This is a genomic window from Pollutibacter soli, from assembly GCA_029269725.1.
GTDB lineage: Bacteria > Bacteroidota > Bacteroidia > Chitinophagales > Chitinophagaceae > Pollutibacter > Pollutibacter soli.
Window position 1 is genome coordinate 551,073 of record JARJHS010000001.1, and the last position, 15,886, is coordinate 566,958.

The following is a 15,886-nucleotide window of genomic DNA, read 5'->3' on the forward strand; positions in this document are numbered from 1 at the left end:
TTAAAACTACTCTTTCAATATTTTTCTTACTTCTACTTTATCTGTGAACACAGCCCTCACAAAATATATTCCCCTGACCATTCCGGCAGTCTGGAACTGATAGTAAACACCCGGATTGGCACCTACATTTATTTCAGCCATTTTCTGACCGGTAGAATTAAAAAGTTGTATTGCCTTCAGTGTCGCAGGAACAGGATAGAATTGTATTGTCACCCGATCCCTGACAGGATTCGGAGTTACCAAAAATCCTTTTGCTTTCAGATTTGGATTGATGTTAACTTTCCTCAGATTAATATCGTCCAGGTACACATTGTTTTCGTATCCTGTGGTATTCCTGAATGCCACAAGAATATTTCCTTTGTTGATATAGTTTTGCAGACTTACAGAATCTTTCCGCCATTCATTGGACCTTGGTACATAAGCAATGGTCGTCGGGGTGGTTCTGGTAACCAGGCTTTCACCCCATTTTTTATATACGCTGGTATAAGTTTTACCGCAATCGGTACTGATCAATACTTCCAAGGTATCCCAATTGTTATTCTGGGTATTTAATGGTGAAAAAGCAGCAGCAGCAACCCAAAAACTCAGGAACGCGGAATCCATTGGCGGAAGCGAAAATTCCGGCAGTCGCAAATCATCCGTACTTGGGAAAAGTTCATAATCAAAGTTGTTTATAAACATACTCGCCGTTCCGGTCTTTCCATAACCACTTTTTCTCTGCCAGGTGATCAAACCATCAGGATTTACAACATCCCATCCAGGAGGCAGTGCTTCATAAGTTTCAAAACTTTCACTGATTTCAGTCACTGGTGGATAATATTGGAAACTTCCTCCTAAAGTGTCATTCACTTTATTCTGGTCGTCAGTATTGTTCGGGTTTGAAGTATAAATCAGGAAATCATGTTTACCTGCAGTAGCTGTAATATTGTTCATTGTTACTACTGTTTCTGCAGTTCTCGCGAGGGAGCCTGTCCAGGTGTAGACTACCGGCGCCTGGCCATCGATCTGGAAATTGATCTTCACGCTTGTTAAAGTCTGATTTCCCCTGTTCTTAAGTACCACCACTGGTGCGAAAGTTTCAGAACAAATTCTTTGCTCAGGACTGATAAGCGAAGTCAGCCAGGCATCAACATCATAAATTACCGGAGGCGAACAAGCATCTGATAATGATAAGCTTGACCTGTATTGATTAAAAACCTGGTGCATGCGGGATACCTGGTCTGAAGTGAACATCATCAGGCATCGGTCATAGCTGTAGTCCATAAAGTTCTGGTACATGATACCATTGCCCGGACCAGAACAACTGTCTGTCACTTTACCGGTTTTGCAACCTTCTGTAGCGTCGGCCTGGTTCGGTGTATCATCGATATAATCAGTTCCGGTACATTCACCATCGTCATCTCCCCAGATATGATAGATTCCGAAATAGTGGCCCATTTCGTGTGTCAGCGTTTTGCCGCGGTTATACTCAGCATAACTTCCATTGGGCAGCGATCTGTAATCAATTACTACGCCCTGAAATTCAGGATCTGTCGACTCGGGAAAAGTTCCGAATCCGATAATCCCGTCGGATAAGGCGGTTACCCAGATGTTCAGGTATTTCTCGGTGTTCCAGGCATCCGTACCTCCCTGGCTGGTTAGTTTCACGCCGTTGTTTACCCCAAATTCCTGTACTGTCGTTGTTACCCGATGGATACCATTGGTTTCTTCACCACGGGGATCTTTCTGAGCAAGGCAAAACTGGAAATCTGTACTTCCTTTTAAAGGGGAAAACCAGGATGGAATATTTGCTGCACTTCCATTCGTGCCACTGAAGTCTTTATTAAGAGAATCCAGTTGATGAAGTAGCTGAGCTGTAGTTACCAGATTAGGATTTGGTAACACGACATGAAATACAACGGGAATAGTTATCACGGTATTTACCCTCATTTCCCGCAGGCGATTGTTCTTTTCTCTCCTGAGTTTCTCATTCAGTTCTTCACGTTGCCTGATAAAACGTTCCTTCAATGCTGGTGATTGACTGAATTGCTTTTCCAGGTACGGCATTGTCGCACAATGCTCCGGTGCAACCTTCTTCTTTTGTTGTGCATTTACTACCGAAAAACCCAACAGCAGCAAAAGGAACAAAAACAATCTTCTCATGGGTAAATCTTATTATTAGGCTATAATATTACAACAGATTTGTTCAGAACCAGAGAAAACGCATCTTTTTTATATCAAATCTTTGGTAAGATGTGACGGGATAAATGATATCGCGTAAATCGGTTTCAAGACTATCGATCCCCCTGCAATGCTGCGTCTCCCGGTAAACGATAAATTTTAAAAAGCTTCAGAATCAAAACCGCAAGGGTGGTTTTGCCAATTTCCACCTGAATTTAATTAACGGCAAATTTTCTATGAAGGTTGTGTGACCGGGAAAAACTGGTATCCTGTAATGGCCTTTTACTAGTATTTCCTGTACATTTAACCACACATTGCCTTAAGAAAACCCGCTGTCTGATCTGTACCGTAATCGATTATCTGAAAAGAAATTAGGAGCTGGAAAAATTCTGATAATATACTTACAACGTTTTTGAATCGGTGTACGTCTTTTGGTCTTTATGTTCGCTTCAAAATTAGAAATAAGCGTAAACTCTTCTGAGTAGTTAATAATCAAAATTATGCAGGAAAATAAACCAGGAATCGGAGAAGGAATTTTGCGTGGCCTGAAAAAAATAATTTTCACTGGCAATGAGGCTCCATCTGCATCACCGGAAAAGCCGGTAAATGTTGCTCCCGTACAGGAACAACCGAAAATTGCAGTCAACAACGAAACTGCCGCACCTTCAAGTGATATGAAACTCCGGGTATACCAGCTTCTGGAGAAAATGAACCGGCCCGGTTGTGATTTCTTTGAAGTGTGGAATGCTTCTGTTGAAATGGGAGGTGTGAACAGCAATAATATCAAAGCTGCGTATACTTCTCTTCGCTTTGCAGATCCAACTTTGAACCGTGCGAAACTGGAGGAGTCAGGTAATTTTTATATGACGGAGTTACGGAAGATTCTGGATGCTGAGACGGCGAAAAGACAGGAAGAAAAAGCAAAGCTTGAAAAAGATAAAGAGCAGTTTAAATCCAATCTGACCATTGAGATCAACAGGCTCGAACAGGAAATAGCCAGCCTGAAAGAAAAACTGGAAGCAAAGAAATTGGAGCGCCAGAATATCGACGAAAATTTTCAACCGCGTCTGTCAAACATAGAGGACAAAATCCGTGAAGGCGGTGCTTCTGTAAATATCGTGCTTGCTGAAATGCAGGAAGTGCGACAAATTATTCAACAGGTAATAAATTAAACATATGAGTCAATCATCCAATGCGCTTACGGTTATTCCGGCAGAATTAAAGAATCAGTTGCCTATTTTCCAGGTGCTCGGAGATAAATTGCCCACACCGGAAAAAGTACAGACAAAAGGAAATCGTACACTGGCTTCCATATTGTACTGGGCTTTGATCATTGGTGGTGCCTGGTGGTTTTTCAAGAACGTGGATACGCTGTTGGCATTTGCACAGAAGTCTGTTCTGTTTGTAACATTCAGTATAATACTGGTGGTGTTATTACTGCTTATGCCGAAGATTGTTGGGGTGTTGCATCGACTCGGTAAAATGCTATTGTTTAAAAGCGAAAAAGCAATCGTGAGAAATAATCCGGTTACGGCACTTCAGCTTCTGCTCAACGATGCGAAAGATACCCTGAGGCGTGTAAAAGATAAGATTACCCATGTAGATGGCGTCAGGATCGATATGATCCAGAGTGGTACACAGGCACAGAAAACTGCTGAGGAGAAATATTCACTGGTGAAAAAACTCGCTGCAGATGCGTCCAGACTGGAAACGCAGGCAGAAGATGCTGCGAAGCAGCAACAGCCGGAGAAATCAAATGACCTGAACCGCATATCTAAAGAAACCCGTACAAAAGCATTCTTGCTTGGCAAGGAAGGTGAAGCGGAAGAGCACAATGCACGCAGTTATGCACAATATGCAAACCAGTTTGCGAAAGTGATTGAGGTGTTGAAGGACAATGAAAGTGCTGCCAGGATTTATGTAAGCACCCTGGATAGTTCCATCCGAATTCTGCATAAGAAACTGGAAGCGACGCAGAAAATGAAGAACGCTACAGAAGGACTTGCAGATGTGTTCAACATAAAAGATGGTTGGGTGTTCCAGGAGGCAATGTCTGCCGCAACACAGGCGATCAGCCAGAATATTGCTTCGATTCGTTCAAACCTCGAGTTTCTTGACCAGAATAACAACATAACGGTTGGGGGTACCCCTTCCCAGGCTGAACTGGATGAGTTTGTGAAAAAAGTAGACCAGAGGAATCTCACCGTATTAAATGTTCCTTTGGTAGGAAGTGCTGGCTATGAGCTGAAACCAGAAGAAAAAATTGACAAAGGATTTTCTTTATTGAATTAATTCTACGAACTATTTTTAACCGAAACAAAAACTAAAGAAAAATAAACATGGCATCAACATCCACCTGGAGTCGTTTGCGTTGGCCTTTTAAAGCAATCCTTATTGCAGCACCGATTATTGCTATTGGCTATTTCGCAATCAATGACGGCTGGTTTATGAACAATGGTCCGATTGACCAATCTGTTACTGAACCAGCAAAAACATCAGGCGAAAAAACACCATCAAAATCTGATGAATCATCATCCTCAACAACAAAACCCGAAGAAAGCAGAATTTTTGCCTTTCAACCGGAGAAGCCAGTAAACGGAGAAATAAAGGGTGTGGTGGAAGTAGGCGCTACTGGGTTTAATTCTTTTGTGATTGAAATGGATAAGGAAAGACGTTGGGATATTAAATCAAAAGATTTCGGACAGTCGTTGGTCTACGAAGGATTAGCTACCACTGATGATATTCGCGCAGGCTTGAAAAAGTATATCAGCGGGATGTTCGATAAAGGTGTAAAATCCAGGAACGTGCACTTTGTCATCAGTTCTGGTGCGCAGAAAATTCCGAAAACCGGGATTATCAGCAGCGAGCTGAAAAAAATGGGATTTGTAGTGAACCTTGTTACACCTGAACAGGAGGGCAAGTTTGCATTGAAAAGCGCACTGCCTTCTACTTATGCAAACAGCGCTTTTGTTACTGATATTGGTTCAGGAAACACAAAAATTTCCTGGATGAATGGAACTAATATCAGCGCCGTTGAAACCAATGGTGCCAAGTATTATGAAAAGGAATTGAGTGATGACCAGGTGTACAACGATGTAAAAGCAAAAGCTTCTGGTATCCCAAAAGGCAACAGGGAAGTGTGTTTTATTATCGGTGGTGTTCCTTTTGAACTTGCAAAGCAACATCGCCAGGGAGAAGAAAGGTATACAGTACTGAAAGCTCCCGCTGGTTATAAAGCCGAAACACCAAAACAAAAAAGTGGATTAAATATCTATAAAGCCATACAGGACGCTACTGGCACCGACACATTTGTGTTTGACTGGGATGCAAATTTCACGATAGGATTTTTGTTGTCATTACCGTACTAAAACGTAAAACGTTCAACGTTTTACGTTTTACGATCAGAATTTATAATTCTCGGTCCTTTTTTTACTGTATTTGATTTTATCGAAAACAAAATAAGTAAGCTTAGTCGACAGAATTCCGAGTCCTGCACCTGCTAAAACCTCGGATAGTAAATGCGCTTTGTTGTAGATCCTTAATACGCCGACTGTAGTGGCGAACAGGTATCCACTATAACTCAACCATGGATGAGAATCTTTTAATTCCTGGAACACAATTTCAGCGCCTCTGAATGCATTTGCAGCATGACCCGATGGAAACCATGTGTCATGCGTATTATATTCTTCAATTCCACCGGAAATCTTTCGCATAACAAAACCAATTACTCCCGTCACGGCAATTGAGCTGGCATCAATAATCAGGTGTTCATAAAACCTGTTTTTTGTTTTCACCTTGAAGGCGTCCATGATATACAATGACGCGGAGGGAGCCCACATCAGGTAGTCGTCAGCGTGTGTTCTGAAGTCAGGATGATTTTTCTGAACGTCATCCCAGATTTGTTCGTCAAGATGCTGAATAGCCGGAATTACTGGTTTCAGGCAGCCATACAGTAATAGAGTAGCAGGTAAAATCACTGCTTTTGGCTTGAAATACCTGCCAGGTTTGCCGGTACTTTCCAGTGGTCTTGTCGTTTTGACGACCGTATCAACCGCCAATGAATCCTGTGCTGCAATAGGTCCGGAAGAGTAGAAAACAAATGTCAAAAAGATTAAAAACCTGGCGAACTGTCGCATGTTAATGCTTTTTAATAAAAAATGCGTTCCGGACTAGAACGCATGAAAGTACGCATCAGGTATATTTCAACCGCAATTTCTACTGAATCTCAGGTAGTTCTGCTTCGAATCTGGCGAAACAGATTCGAATTTCTGTCAGGCAGAAAGCAAGTGTCTGTTCCGATTGCTTTTTTCCAGCCATTGAAGGATATCAAGACCCTGGTTCCAGATTCCGATTCCGGAAGATGCATTGATATGTCCCACGTTGCCAATTTTTACTAGCTCAGCCTCCCATATATTAGCCATTTCCGCAGCTCTGGTAATCTCCGCATACGGATCATTTGTGCTCGCCACTACAATGGTAGGGAAGGGCAGCGGCAGTTGTGGTAAAGGCGCAAACGACTTCAGTTTTTCGCTGCTGCTGTTTTCAACATCTGCGGGTGCAACAAAAAGAGCCGCAACAATATTTTCTGCAACGAATTGTTCAGCCCAATGAGCTGCAGTAATACAGCCAAGGCTATGCGCAATTAATATAACATCATCACTTTGACTCATCACTGTATCATTCAGGCCTTTTACCCAGGAATGTTTTTCAGGATGTGACCAGTTGTTTTGATTCACTCTCACCATATCCTTTCCGTATAAAATTTCCCAATGGGTTTGCCAGTGTTCCGGTCCTGAATTATTTATTCCGGGTATGTTGATGTATTTTATGATTAACTGAACTTTTAAAACTCTACTAAAATGATAGACAAATATAATTTCAAAAAATGACAAAAAAAATTTCATATAAAAAACAAAGTTGTTAAAATAGTCTATATTTTTGGTAGACTATTAAATCAATGATATCTTTTCGTCGTTTATGGTAATCATCCAATATTGCCATAACTTGATTGGAAATATTTTACAGCATGGAAAAAATTTATCTGAGTGATGTCGGGCCTAAAGTATCACCTGCTATTTATGGATTTTATCGTTGGAAGGATGAAGACATTACAGTCGCGAAAATTGAGAAAATTTTCAACCTCTGCCTGGATTTGGGTATTAATACATTTGACCATGCAGATATATACGGAGGGTATCAGTGTGAAGAAGTTTTCGGTAAGGTATTGTCAGCTTCTTCTGTAAAACGTGAAGATGTGGTTCTGTTTACTAAATGTGGTTTATTGCTGCCACATCCCTCAAGGCCGGATGTTCGCATTAAATATAATAATGGCACAAAGGAACATGTGATAAACAGTATAGATAATTCTTTATTGAAACTGAAGACTGACTATATCGATATTTTCCTGTTAAATGGTTTTGATCCCTTATGTCATCTGGAAGAGACTGCTTATGTGTTGAGAAAAATGAAAGAATCAGGAAAGATCAGAAATATTGGTATCGTGAATTTTTCAGTTTTCCAGCACCAGTTATTGAGCGCCTACCTGGAAATTCCTATTGTTACAAACCATATTGAACTGAATCTCCTGAACACATCAGCATTCGATAACGGGCAGATTGATTATATAAAACAGCGGTATATGCGTCCTTTGGCGACTTCGCCCCTTGCGCAGGGATTCATTGCTGAAAGTTCGGATAAAAGACCTTTACGCGTACGTGGTAAACTTGAAGAACTGGCGAATAAATACAATACACATTTTGAAAGTGTAGCAATCGCATGGTTGCTTAAAATCGGGGCTTTACCACTTATTGGTTCAACCAATGAAAGCCGCATCAGGCATATTGCTGATGCTTTCGACGTAAAGCTCGAACACCAGGAATGGTATGAGCTTTACCAGGCGTCCAAAGAATAATTCTATATGATTTTTAATTACAGCTTCATCCTGACTATTTGTTGTATGATCCTGACATATTCAGATATCAACAGGTTCTTACCAGTGACGGTGTATGGTAAAGTGACTGATTCTGTTTCACACCGGAATATTTCCGGAGCACATGTTTTTGTTGTTCAGGGTGAAGAGGAAACTTTTACAAATTCAACCGGGGAGTTCGTAATTAAAACCTGGCAAAAACTTCCCGTAAAGGTAACCGTGCAACATCACCGGTACAATAAAGAAATCCGAAACTATAGTTCAGGCACAAAACAGCTTGAAATAACATTGGTACCTGGCCAACCCAAATAACTGGTGATGCACCTGAACTGCCTGGCTCTCGCTGTATCCATTTTTACCGGCCTGATGGGGCTGGAATATTATGCAGGTCTAAAGAAAAACAAGCAACATCTTTTTTCTTTTGATGAAGCAGTGGCCAATGTCAACATCGGGATCGCTGAAAGATTATCTGACCTTTTTACCACCGGATTGTTTTTCTACTTTTTCTCCTGGCTGTATAAGAATTACGCCCTCTTTGATTTTAGTCCGGGCTGGATAACCTGGCTTTTCTTATTTATCTCTACAGATTTTGTTTGGTACTGGTATCATCGATTCGGACACCGAATAAATATCTTCTGGAGTGTGCATGTTGTGCATCATCAAAGCACTGACTTCAATTATACAGTTTCTGCAAGGATAACCGTTTTCCAGGCAGCGGCTCGTTGCCTGTTCTGGTCAGTACAACCTTTATTAGGATTTCCTCCATTGATGATTACAGTTATGCTAATGATTCATGGTACTTATCCTTTTTTCACACATACGCAATTGATAGGAAAGTTAGGTTGGCTGGAATATTTTCTTGTTACGCCATCACATCATCGCGTACATCACAGTTCAAATCCGGAATACCTGGACAGGAATTATGGTGATGTCCTCATCATCTGGGATAAACTTTTTGGCACTTTTGCTGAAGAAAAATCAAAGCCTGTTTATGGCCTCACCAAACCACTAGGGAGCCATAGTTTCTTATGGCAGCATTTTCATTTTTTACTTGAGATGCTGGTGTCCCTCCGGATGTCAAAAAATGTCAGGCAGAAATTAAAAATCATTTTTGGTAAGCCCGAGGATATTGATCCCAGGATCAGAACCAGTTTGGAAAGAAAGCTGTCCCGTAAGCAACGATGCTGGCAACAAACAAATACTCAACAGAATTACATCCGGTGGCAGACGATCATTTCACTTTTTCTTTTGTTCCTGGTGATTTTGTTTGAATATTACCTCACTCCGATAAAACTCGGGATAGCAGCGGTCTTTATTATTCTGAGCCTGATAACAACCGGGGCAATGATTGAACAGCGCCGCTGGATATTTTTCCTGGAATATATCAGGTTCACTTTGATCGGCATCTTTTTATATCTCTGTTACCCTTCGGCAAATATGCTTTCATTTTATTTTGGACTTCTTACAGCATTGTTGCTGTTTTATAAAACTCTTGGGCAACGTTATCACAGTTACCTTTTCCTTTCAAAGTCAGAAGAATAATTTCTTCAATCAGAAAAAAGACCCGGATCGCGCCGGGTCTTTTAGTGTATAAGTTTCGATAAACTACAGACCTCCTTTTCTCGTGGCCTTGGTTTGCTCCGGCCAGTTACCCGGCTTGCCTGTTCTGGGATTTAATGGTAAGACACTTTTTTGGCGTGATGCAGTTTCCGGATCTTCACTGGCCATATATGCGAGTATCGCAGTGAGTATAACATTACTCCGTACATCATCAAACACGATTTTATCATAGGTATCCCGGTTCGTATGCCAGGTATAGGTTCCATAGCTCCAGTTAAGAGAACTGAGTGAAAATGCAGGAACTCCAACAGCTACGAATGAAGCATAGTCTGAACCGCCGCCTCCAGGATTACCGGGAAAACGCGTATCGATGGTATCACGGATTTCGCGTGGCACTTGCGTGAGCCATCTGCTCAGGTAATCATAAGAATTCAGAAAACCCTGTCCATTAAGATTTACTACTCTTCCCGTGCCATTGTCCTGGTTGAAAAGAACCTGGATATGCTGTACAATTTCAGGATGATCTTCAACGAATGCACGCGAACCATTTAATCCCTGCTCCTCACTTCCCCAATGACCAATAAGGATAGTACGTTTTGGATTTGGATACAATTTTTTAAGAATGCGGGCTGCCTCCATCATAGTGATGGTACCCGTACCATTGTCAGTAGCGCCGGTACCTCCGTCCCATGAATCGAAATGCGCAGACAACATCACATATTCATCCGGCTTTTCTGTTCCTTTAATTTCTGCTATGGTATTGAAAGTTGGTTGAACCCCTAGTTCTTTTGAATCGGCACGCAGTGAAACTTTTGGTTTGTGTCCCTTCTCACTCAGTCTGTACAACAGTCCATAATCTTCCAGTGCAATATCCACCTGCGGAACTTTTTTAGTGTATGCACCAAAAATTTTGTTTACACCAAATCCTCTTGACCAGTTGGATTGAAGCACTCCAATAGCGCCAGCATTTTCGAGAACTATGGGCAACGTACGTAGATTAAAGCCGGATTTACTTAAACGCTTATTCCAGGCTTCAGTCTGATCATTGCGTTCTTTTTTCATTTTTTCTACAGAAGAAGATTTTCCAAATTCCTCCCAATTATAATCCGGACGACCGGTGGGCTGAAGCATTGATATCATTACAAATTTTCCTTTTACCTGCGGAAGCCACGCGGCATAAGCAACGGAATCTGCGAGATCAGGAAAAACAATGACTTCGCCTGTTACCGTTTTACCACCCGTGCCCGGACTCCAGGCCAGTTGCATTCCCTCAAGAGATTTTACTCTTGGAGCAATCATGTCGATATGTGTCACGCCTCTTTCCCAACCGCGCCACTCGCCCCATTTCTCATTCCTCGCTGTGATTCCCCAACCTGCATATTTTGATACCGCCCAATCATGCGCCTGTTTCATCTGCGGTGTACCCACCAGGCGAGGTCCGATGAAATCCATCAACTCCTGGGCTATTGCTTCGAGTTGTGAATTTTCGGTGGCCTCTTTTACAAAAGATTCAACGACTGGATTTTTGGGACCTTCAGGTCCACGGAAGCCGCCAGGCCGCTGCGCCTTAACTCCTGTCGTAAAAAATAACATCGCCGGCAAAATTGCAACTAACCATTTCTTCATATTATCTTTTTTAAAATTCTGGTATTAAATATAGGCATGAATAAGTAATTTATGTAGGGACGAAAATCTGCCGATCCGAAGTTGATTCACCAGGAAAAAGTTAAAATAACGTATACGGATAGACGTAAATATAGTATCCGGTTCATGAGAGTATAGCTTTAGAAAAAGTGATTTTGGTTTCAGTCTGAAAAAGGAACAGCAGGTAAAAATTTATTTTGTTCCGCCTTTGGGCTAACATGTTAGAAAAAAAATTATCTTTAATAACGCGATGCTTAGCCGAAGTTGCGAAATGATTTTTGGGGAAAGTTTTACTCATGCGGGGAAATTATGAATGAATTCTTAAATCCTTTTCGCACTATAATGTTGGCATAGAATTTTCGCTTATTAAAATCATATTCTCCTATAATGAAAGATCTTGTTGTCCTTTTTTCTCTTATCGTATTTATTATTATTGCACACAGCCAAACAAAACCTGATCAGACGCTTTCCAAAGAGTATAATAAATCGGAAACAGCCATTCCAGTCCAGGCTGCAGCGATAGGAAATGTTCGCAACGGAAAATTTGCCGATTTTGTACAGCATGCCGGTGAACCTTCACGGACGATTAAAAAATACCAAAAAGTAATTTTAGAAAATCAATTGAGCGGGAAAAGAACAGACAAAGATGGTTTTGTCATCTTCAATGACGAAAAATGCCTTGTTCACAACGTTCATTCTGCTGAAAACAATTTTCTTTGCCCGTATTATCCATCTCAGATCATCAGCTTTGAAACAGCTGAAAATACTTCGGATGACATTCTTCTGGTGCGGTATAATAATTGAATAAAGGAGGAATTAAAGTTTTTATGAAAAAAAATAACTCCAGAACAACAAGTACCGAATCGGAAAGCGGCGAAGTAAAACGCGGATACAACGAAAGAAATCCGGGAGAACCTCAAGGTGCATTTAAACCCGATGCCGCAAAGACCACTCCTAAAGCTCCAAAGAAATCACCATCAGCCACGAAAAAATAAGTTCCTTAAAAACCTGACCCAGGGAATGATTTTTTAACCCCTTCCAGGAAAAGGATGGGCTGGAAAAATTATTCAAAAAAGAAAAAGATTGTTCTCATCAGTCTGGGTTTGTTGATTTCGGCGTTGATCGTGTTTCGCCTTTTTCTTCCTTCAATCGTTTTGAAGTATGTGAACAGGCAATTGACTATGATCGATGGATATGTTGGTCACGTCGAAGATATTGATATCGCTTTATGGAGGGGCGCCTACCAGATTAAGAAAATCAAGCTGGATAAAACTGGAGGCAATGTGCCCGTTCCTTTTTTTCAGGCAGACTTAATTGATTTATCTGTGGAATGGAAAACTCTGTTTCATGGAAAAATTGTCGCAGAAATTGAAACTGAAAACCCCAAACTGAATTTTGTCAAAGGACCTTCCAGGGAAAGTTCACAAACAAAAATTGATAAAGACTGGACCATTGTTATAGACAAACTTATTCCGTTCAGGTTGAACAGGTTTGAAATCAATAATGGTGAAATTCACTATCGTGATTTTCACTCTTCACCCAAAGTTGATTTACATCCAGAGAATATTCATATCCTGGCTGAAAACCTCTCCAATGCTAAACGGAAAAAAAACGATTTACCATCAACGGCGCTGGCAACCGCTAGAGTCTACGACGGAGATGTTACGTTGAATATGAAGCTGAACCCGTTGAATAAGGTTCCGACTTTTGATATGAATACAAAAATGACAGCGGTAACACTGGTAAAGCTCAACGACTTTCTAAAGGCTTATGGAAATTTTGATGTTGAAAAAGGAACCATTAGTCTGTACACAGAAGCTGCTGCTAAGGATGGAAAGATCGCAGGCTATACCAAACCGATAATCAAAGATTTAAAAGTTGCCAGTTGGAAAGAGGACAAGGATAACCCGGTAAAATTTCTGTGGGAAAGCCTGGTAGAAGCGGTGGGGTGGGTGCTGACAAACAAAATCAAGGACCAGGTTGCAACGCGCGCTGAATTTGTCGGACGTGCTGATAAACCGGAAATAGATATATGGTCTTTGATTGGGCAGCTGCTTCGAAATGCATTTATAGAGGCCTTATACCCGGCTTTAGAAAACAGTGTGAGTATCGGCAGTGTTGACAAAAAGGAAGAGAAAAAGTCTTTCTTTAAAAGACTATTCGGAACGAAAGACAAAAACGAAACAATAGATAAAAAGGGAAAAAAATAAACGGGAAAACTACAGCTTAACATTCAATTGATATTCGGATGTAAAAATTGCATTTGAGTTTTCATTATAAATAAAAAAGCCCTGGTTTCGTACCTGGGCTTTTTTATTTATACACAACGTACTGTGACCCTGTCAGGATTCAAACCTGAAACCTTTTGATCCGTAGTCAAATGCTCTATTCAATTGAGCTACAGGGCCATTCCCTCAAATTGGGGTTGCAAATATAGGAGATTTTTGAGAAACAGAAAACTAAAAAGACGTATTAGTCAGACGGCAGAAGGCAATTAGAGTTATAGTCTAAAGTGTTTATAAAACACTTTGATCGTAAAACAACTACACTCAAAAACTATATCTTTTCCGGCCCCTTATAAATTAAAATTCACATCCTTACTTCAGCATTTGGTTTGGGTCTTTTGGTTTCCTGCCTCCGATCACCTGCCTCCCGACTGATTCTAGTATTCCCACCTAACAAAGGCTTCCATCGCCGCATATTTGGGCAGACCCAATTGGTCGTACAAGTCAGAGGTATATGCATTACGCTCTTCGGCTCTTTGCCAGAATTCCCGGCTATCACTTCCCTGAAAAACGACTCCATCCTTTTGTGACTGATGAATAAATATTCCGTTTCTTTTTTGAATTACCTGGTCGGGACTCATTGGAATTGCCATGTCAATATCCCAGATATCCCATTCAGCCCAGGCACCCCTATACAACCAAAGCCAGCAATCTTTTATTGAAGGATCATTTTCTGCTTTCAATCTCCTCAATGCTTCCATCATAATGTCAAAACATACTTTATGTGTCCCATGCGGATCAGCAAAATCACCGGCAGCAAAAATCTGGTGTGGTTTTACCTTTCTGATCAGATCCATATGACGGATGACATCTTCTTCACCCGGGGGGTTTTTTTCAATTAACCCAGTCTCGTAAAATGGAAGATTCATAAAATGAATGTTCTCATCTTTTATTCCTACATAGCGGCAGGTTGCTCTTGCTTCAGTACGACGAATCAGTCCTTTTATAGTTCTGATTTCTTCGGAGTCTTTTTGATGTGATTTTTTTTCACGGATAAATTTCTGCGCGTCTTTCCAGATTCCGGCGGCGCGACTTTTATCGATACCAAAAATCTCGTCAAACTCAACTGCAAAATCGATCTGCCTGATTACAAATTCATCACTTACTGCAATATTTCCTGATGTCTGGTATCCCACATGTACGTCATGACCCTGCTCATGCAGGCGTATAAAAGTTCCGCCCATCGAAATGATATCATCATCCGGATGGGGTGAGAATATGATTACTCTTTTTGAGTTCGGTTCTTTTCTTTCCGGGTGACGCGGAATGTCTTCCATCGGTTTGCCTCCGGGCCATCCGGTGATCGTATCCCTCATACCGTTGAATACATAGAGATTGATATCGTACGCATTACCCAGCTTAACTAAAAGATCACTTAAACCGTAGTTGTTGTAATCATCATTGGTTAGCATCAACACTGGCTTCTTTGCAGCGAGTGCCATATTGCATACAGCTTTCCGAATGGTTTTTTCATTCCATTCAATTTCGCCAGTCAACCATGGAGATTTGAAACGGGTCAGTTCCTGTGCCGCAACTTCATCGAGTACAAATGTGCAGTGAGAATGTTCCTGTAGTATTGATGCCGGTACCTGTTCGGTTACGTGACCTTCCACAGCTCTTCTGATCACGGGTGCCTTATGTAATCCCCACGCGAGCAATACAATTCTTTTAGCACGAAGAATGGTGTTGATACCCATGGTAACTGCCAGTCGCGGAACCTGCGAAATGCTGGCAAATTCATAAGCATTTGCAAGACGGGTCGTATTGTCCAACGCAACCAGGCGAGTAACAGAATGGCGACTGGAACCAGGTTCGTTAAAACCGATATGACCATTCAAACCTATTCCAAGAACCTGCAGATCTATCCCGCCGGCGAGCTCAATTTTCTTTTCATACGTTGACGCATAGGCGCGAACATCATTTTTATCAATGGTACCATCAGGTACGTGCGTATTTCCGGGATCGATGTCGATATGATTAAAAAGATGCACTTTCATGAACCTGTTATAACTCTGCAGCGCTTCCGGTTCGATAGGGTAGTACTCATCCAGGTTAAATGTGATTACATTTTTAAAACTTAATCCTTCATTTTTATGAAGGCGGATAAGTTCTGAATAAAGTGTTTTTGGCGTTGAGCCGGTAGCCAGTCCCAGGACACAGGGTTTACCTTCTTTCTGTTTCTGTCGTATAAGATCTGATATCTCCCGGGCAACGAACGCTGAAGCGTTTTTATCATTATCGAATATCGCAACGGGAATCTTTTCGAATGAATCAACAAGGCTCATGAATGGAGGTTTTCAGTTAAAGT

The 15,886-nt window shown here is 41.3% G+C and carries 14 protein-coding genes and 1 tRNA gene; 9 read left to right on the forward strand and 6 right to left on the reverse strand.

The features are described from left to right. Window positions 1-6 precede the first annotated feature (6 nt). Window positions 7-2,142 (reverse strand): M43 family zinc metalloprotease, encoded by a 2,136-nt coding sequence (locus P2W82_RS02335; protein WP_336514224.1) that lies wholly within the window; start codon window positions 2,140-2,142, stop codon window positions 7-9. 518 nt (window positions 2,143-2,660) lie between these two features. Between P2W82_RS02335 and P2W82_RS02340 the strand changes: the two genes are divergently transcribed. Genes P2W82_RS02340 through P2W82_RS02350 form a run of 3 tightly spaced genes read left to right on the forward strand, consistent with a single transcriptional unit; the run spans window position 2,661 to window position 5,528 of the window. Further along, a complete protein-coding gene (locus P2W82_RS02340; RefSeq protein ID WP_336514225.1) occupies window positions 2,661-3,332 on the forward strand; it encodes a hypothetical protein in 672 nt (223 codons plus the stop codon). 4 nt (window positions 3,333-3,336) lie between these two features. Further along, the gene (locus P2W82_RS02345; RefSeq protein ID WP_336514226.1) at window positions 3,337-4,452 is read left to right on the forward strand and encodes a hypothetical protein; all 1,116 of its coding nucleotides are present in this window, start codon (window positions 3,337-3,339) and stop codon (window positions 4,450-4,452) included. Between the two features lie 47 nt (window positions 4,453-4,499). Beyond that, entirely contained in the window at window positions 4,500-5,528 is a 1,029-nt protein-coding gene (locus tag P2W82_RS02350; protein ID WP_336514227.1) for a hypothetical protein, read from the forward strand. A gap of 33 nt (window positions 5,529-5,561) precedes the next feature. Here the strand turns inward: P2W82_RS02350 and P2W82_RS02355 are convergent, their stop codons facing one another. Together P2W82_RS02355 and P2W82_RS02360 are read right to left on the reverse strand one after the other, a co-directional pair. Continuing rightward, window positions 5,562-6,296 (reverse strand): phosphatase PAP2 family protein, encoded by a 735-nt coding sequence (locus tag P2W82_RS02355; RefSeq protein WP_336514228.1) that lies wholly within the window; start codon window positions 6,294-6,296, stop codon window positions 5,562-5,564. 135 nt (window positions 6,297-6,431) lie between these two features. After that, entirely contained in the window at window positions 6,432-7,064 is a 633-nt protein-coding gene (locus P2W82_RS02360) for an RBBP9/YdeN family alpha/beta hydrolase (RefSeq protein ID WP_336514229.1), read from the reverse strand. A gap of 122 nt (window positions 7,065-7,186) precedes the next feature. On the opposite strand from P2W82_RS02360, the gene P2W82_RS02365 reads away from it, so the two are divergent. From P2W82_RS02365 to P2W82_RS02375, 3 genes are read left to right on the forward strand one after another with little or no spacing between them, the layout of a single operon-like run. Beyond that, entirely contained in the window at window positions 7,187-8,071 is an 885-nt protein-coding gene (locus P2W82_RS02365) for an aldo/keto reductase (RefSeq protein WP_336514230.1), read from the forward strand. Window positions 8,072-8,116: 45 nt separating this feature from the next. Next, window positions 8,117-8,401 (forward strand): carboxypeptidase regulatory-like domain-containing protein, encoded by a 285-nt coding sequence (locus tag P2W82_RS02370; RefSeq protein WP_336514231.1) that lies wholly within the window; start codon window positions 8,117-8,119, stop codon window positions 8,399-8,401. 6 nt (window positions 8,402-8,407) lie between these two features. After that, window positions 8,408-9,631 carry a sterol desaturase family protein gene (locus P2W82_RS02375; protein WP_336514232.1) on the forward strand — a complete coding sequence of 408 codons (1,224 nt, stop codon included), beginning with the start codon at window positions 8,408-8,410 and terminating at the stop codon, window positions 9,629-9,631. Window positions 9,632-9,694: 63 nt separating this feature from the next. Here P2W82_RS02375 and P2W82_RS02380 read toward each other — a convergent pair whose 3' ends face one another. Continuing rightward, the gene (locus tag P2W82_RS02380; protein ID WP_336514233.1) at window positions 9,695-11,275 is read right to left on the reverse strand and encodes a M20/M25/M40 family metallo-hydrolase; all 1,581 of its coding nucleotides are present in this window, start codon (window positions 11,273-11,275) and stop codon (window positions 9,695-9,697) included. A 405-nt stretch (window positions 11,276-11,680) separates the two neighbouring features. Here P2W82_RS02380 and P2W82_RS02385 point away from each other — a divergent pair, with 405 nt between their 5' ends. The 3 genes from P2W82_RS02385 to P2W82_RS02395 are packed head-to-tail and all read left to right on the forward strand — an operon-like array spanning window position 11,681 to window position 13,503. After that, window positions 11,681-12,097, forward strand: coding sequence for a hypothetical protein (locus P2W82_RS02385; RefSeq protein ID WP_336514234.1), 417 nt, complete (start codon window positions 11,681-11,683; stop codon window positions 12,095-12,097). Between the two features lie 23 nt (window positions 12,098-12,120). Next, a complete protein-coding gene (locus P2W82_RS02390) occupies window positions 12,121-12,288 on the forward strand; it encodes a hypothetical protein (RefSeq protein ID WP_336514235.1) in 168 nt (55 codons plus the stop codon). A gap of 54 nt (window positions 12,289-12,342) precedes the next feature. Then, the gene (locus tag P2W82_RS02395) at window positions 12,343-13,503 is read left to right on the forward strand and encodes a DUF748 domain-containing protein (protein ID WP_336514236.1); all 1,161 of its coding nucleotides are present in this window, start codon (window positions 12,343-12,345) and stop codon (window positions 13,501-13,503) included. Window positions 13,504-13,627: 124 nt separating this feature from the next. Here P2W82_RS02395 and P2W82_RS02400 read toward each other — a convergent pair. Both P2W82_RS02400 and nagB read right to left on the reverse strand, forming a co-directional pair. Further along, a tRNA-Arg gene (locus P2W82_RS02400) sits at window positions 13,628-13,701 on the reverse strand. A 254-nt stretch (window positions 13,702-13,955) separates the two neighbouring features. Next, complete coding sequence (gene nagB, locus P2W82_RS02405) at window positions 13,956-15,863, reverse strand: glucosamine-6-phosphate deaminase (RefSeq protein WP_336514237.1); 1,908 nt, start codon at window positions 15,861-15,863, stop codon at window positions 13,956-13,958. Between the last annotated feature and the right edge of the window lie 23 nt (window positions 15,864-15,886).

Excerpts from the sequence above, each read along its gene's own strand:
- P2W82_RS02355 (WP_336514228.1), bottom strand. The coding sequence starts at position 6,296 with ATGCGACAGTTCGCCAGGTTTTTAATCTTTTTGACATTTGTTTTCTAC.
- P2W82_RS02380 (WP_336514233.1), bottom strand. The coding sequence starts at position 11,275 with ATGAAGAAATGGTTAGTTGCAATTTTGCCGGCGATGTTATTTTTTACG.
- P2W82_RS02360 (WP_336514229.1), bottom strand. The coding sequence starts at position 7,064 with ATGAAATTTTTTTTGTCATTTTTTGAAATTATATTTGTCTATCATTTT.
- P2W82_RS02335 (WP_336514224.1), bottom strand. The coding sequence starts at position 2,142 with ATGAGAAGATTGTTTTTGTTCCTTTTGCTGCTGTTGGGTTTTTCGGTA.
- P2W82_RS02345 (WP_336514226.1), top strand. The coding sequence starts at position 3,337 with ATGAGTCAATCATCCAATGCGCTTACGGTTATTCCGGCAGAATTAAAG.
- P2W82_RS02370 (WP_336514231.1), top strand. The coding sequence starts at position 8,117 with ATGATCCTGACATATTCAGATATCAACAGGTTCTTACCAGTGACGGTG.
- P2W82_RS02390 (WP_336514235.1), top strand. The coding sequence starts at position 12,121 with ATGAAAAAAAATAACTCCAGAACAACAAGTACCGAATCGGAAAGCGGC.
- P2W82_RS02375 (WP_336514232.1), top strand. The coding sequence starts at position 8,408 with ATGCACCTGAACTGCCTGGCTCTCGCTGTATCCATTTTTACCGGCCTG.
- nagB (WP_336514237.1), bottom strand. The coding sequence starts at position 15,863 with ATGAGCCTTGTTGATTCATTCGAAAAGATTCCCGTTGCGATATTCGAT.
- P2W82_RS02365 (WP_336514230.1), top strand. The coding sequence starts at position 7,187 with ATGGAAAAAATTTATCTGAGTGATGTCGGGCCTAAAGTATCACCTGCT.
- P2W82_RS02340 (WP_336514225.1), top strand. The coding sequence starts at position 2,661 with ATGCAGGAAAATAAACCAGGAATCGGAGAAGGAATTTTGCGTGGCCTG.
- P2W82_RS02350 (WP_336514227.1), top strand. The coding sequence starts at position 4,500 with ATGGCATCAACATCCACCTGGAGTCGTTTGCGTTGGCCTTTTAAAGCA.
- P2W82_RS02395 (WP_336514236.1), top strand. The coding sequence starts at position 12,343 with ATGGGCTGGAAAAATTATTCAAAAAAGAAAAAGATTGTTCTCATCAGT.
- P2W82_RS02385 (WP_336514234.1), top strand. The coding sequence starts at position 11,681 with ATGAAAGATCTTGTTGTCCTTTTTTCTCTTATCGTATTTATTATTATT.